At 32.8% G+C, this 2500-nt stretch carries 1 protein-coding gene, 5 tRNA genes and 1 rRNA gene (1 of these 7 only partly in view); all 7 read left to right on the plus strand.

Annotation, left to right across the window (positions count from 1 at the left end; translation table 11 throughout):
* Positions 1-66 precede the first annotated feature (66 nt).
* Positions 67-142: transfer RNA gene (locus tag BN8917_RS05430), tRNA-Lys, on the plus strand.
* Positions 143-146: 4 nt separating this feature from the next.
* Positions 147-231, plus strand: a tRNA-Leu gene (locus tag BN8917_RS05435).
* Between the two features lie 10 nt (positions 232-241).
* Positions 242-316: transfer RNA gene (locus tag BN8917_RS05440), tRNA-Gly, on the plus strand.
* A 4-nt stretch (positions 317-320) separates the two neighbouring features.
* Positions 321-394: transfer RNA gene (locus tag BN8917_RS05445), tRNA-Gly, on the plus strand.
* 73 nt (positions 395-467) lie between these two features.
* Positions 468-544 (plus strand) — tRNA-Arg (locus BN8917_RS05450).
* A 485-nt stretch (positions 545-1029) separates the two neighbouring features.
* Positions 1030-1434: a large-conductance mechanosensitive channel protein MscL gene (gene mscL, locus BN8917_RS05455; protein ID WP_066871670.1), complete on the plus strand. Its 405-nt coding sequence runs from the start codon at positions 1030-1032 to the stop codon at positions 1432-1434.
* Between the two features lie 526 nt (positions 1435-1960).
* Positions 1961-2500: ribosomal RNA gene (locus BN8917_RS05460) — 16S ribosomal RNA — on the plus strand (it continues 974 nt past the right edge of the window).

Here is a 2500-nt window from a genome sequence, read left to right on the forward strand (position 1 = left end):
AAGCGGTAAGGCAACGGACTTTGACTCCGTCATTCACAGGTTCAAATCCTGTTATCCCAGCCATGTGATTCGCTAGCTCAGTCGGTAGAGCACGTGACTTTTAATCACGGTGTCCGGGGTCCGATTCCCCGGCGAGTCACCAATTTGCAGATGTGGCGGAATTGGCAGACGCGCTAGACTTAGGATCTAGTATCTTACGATGTGGGGGTTCGACTCCCTTCATCTGCACCAACTTAAAAATGCGGGAGTGGCTCAATGGTAGAGCGCCACCTTGCCAAGGTGGATGTTGCGGGTTCGAGTCCCGTCTCTCGCTCCAATATGCGGGTATAGTTCATTGGTAGAACGTCAGCCTTCCAAGCTGAATAGGCGAGTTCGATTCTCGCTACCCGCTCCATAAGTAAAAGATAACAATTAATTGTTATCTTTTTTTATTTAATATATATTATGATATAATATAGTAATAATAAGCATCTATAGCTCAGTTGGATAGAGTGATGGACTTCGAATCCAGAGGTCGTGAGTTCGAATCTCACTAGATGTACCATAAAGTATTGAAAACACTAGGTTTATAAATCTTAAACTTAGTGTTTTTACTTATATAAAATAATACTATAAATATATTTTAAAAAGTTTATTATTTTAAATTATAAAAAGATATGAAGAGAAAAGTTATTTAAGTAGATATTAATCTTAATTTAGTAAACATACACTTAATAAGTAATAAGTAAGTAAATAATAATAAGCTAATATTAATAAAATTTTATTAAAAGTAATGTAGCTAAAAATAGTATTGTAAAAAGCTTATGGTAATTTTAATTTATTTTTTATGAGAGTGTATTAATTTAATAAAGAATAAAATCTTATTTATTAGATTAGGCTAATTATATTTAATAGATTATGATAAATATAATATATTAAATTGATTGATATAAAGTTGAAAATGTTATATATTAATAAATGTTCTATCAATATTCTATTAATGTAAGGTTTAGACAATGAATATTTTAGTAAAATTACAAAGGAGAAAAAATGAAGAATTTTATAAAAGAATTTAAAGAATTCGCAACAAAAGGTAATGTAGTAGATCTAGCTATTGGGGTAGTTATTGGAGGAGCATTTAGTGCAATAGTAAAATCACTAGTAAATGATATTATCATGCCTTTAGTAGGGATTTTAACTGGTGGGGTGAACTTTACATATTTAAAAATTATTTTAAAAGAAGCAAGTGGAAAACATCCAGCAATAACTCTAAATGTAGGTAGTTTTATACAAAGTGTTATCAATTTCTTAATTATAGCATTTTCAATATTTGTATGTATAAAGTTAGTATCTCAATTTAATAGAAAACAAAAAGAAGTTGAAGAAGTTCAAGTTGATGAACAAATAGTATTACTTCAAGAAATAAGAGATTTATTAAAAAAAGATGATAAATAATAATTGAAGAAATATTTATAAGACCAATATTATAATTTAATTATGTACCTTACATAAATAGAATATTTTATATATAATATTAAAATTTTAATTGGTTTTAAAGTATAACTTAACTAAAGAGAATCCCCCTTAGCATAATTTATTTTAAGGGGGATTCTCTTTAGTTAAAGGTATAAAAGTTTTATATTTAAATAAAATATATTTAAACATTTCCAAGAGTATCATACTAAGAATTATTTAGAATAAAGAAGAATATTGATGAATAATAAAGATAAATTTTAAATTTAATTAATTTTAAAAAGGTGTTAAAGTTTGAAGGTGGTAGAATAGTTTTTGTCGTCAGGAGCGAACAAGTTAAATAACAAGCTTAAAAATAAATTTTAAATTGTTGTTGACAAGTAGTAAGGAATGATGATAGAATATAAGAGTTGCTTGAAGCAACAAATAAAAGGTCTTTGAAAATTAAACAGAAGAAATTAAGTAAACCAGCAATTCTTTTTATGTTTTAAGCTTAAGATTAAACTTTTAAATTGAGAGTTTGATCCTGGCTCAGGATGAACGCTGGCGGCGTGCCTAACACATGCAAGTCGAGCGATGAAGTTTCCTTCGGGAAATGGATTAGCGGCGGACGGGTGAGTAACACGTGGGTAACCTGCCTCATAGAGGGGAATAGCCTTCCGAAAGGAAGATTAATACCGCATAATATTATCGAGTGGCATCACTTGATAATCAAAGGAGCAATCCGCTATGAGATGGACCCGCGTCGCATTAGTTAGTTGGTGGGGTAACGGCCTACCAAGACGACGATGCGTAGCCGACCTGAGAGGGTGATCGGCCACATTGGGACTGAGACACGGCCCAGACTCCTACGGGAGGCAGCAGTGGGGAATATTGCACAATGGAGGAAACTCTGATGCAGCAACGCCGCGTGAGCGATGAAGGTCTTCGGATCGTAAAGCTCTGTCTTTAGGGATGATAATGACAGTACCTAAGGAGGAAGCCACGGCTAACTACGTGCCAGCAGCCGCGGTAATACGTAGGTGGCGAGCGTTATCCGGATTTATTG

Source organism: Clostridium mediterraneense (assembly GCF_900091705.1).
Classification (GTDB): Bacteria; Bacillota; Clostridia; order Clostridiales; family Clostridiaceae; genus Sarcina; species Sarcina mediterraneense.

Excerpts from the sequence above, each read along its gene's own strand:
- mscL (WP_066871670.1), top strand. The coding sequence starts at position 1,030 with ATGAAGAATTTTATAAAAGAATTTAAAGAATTCGCAACAAAAGGTAAT.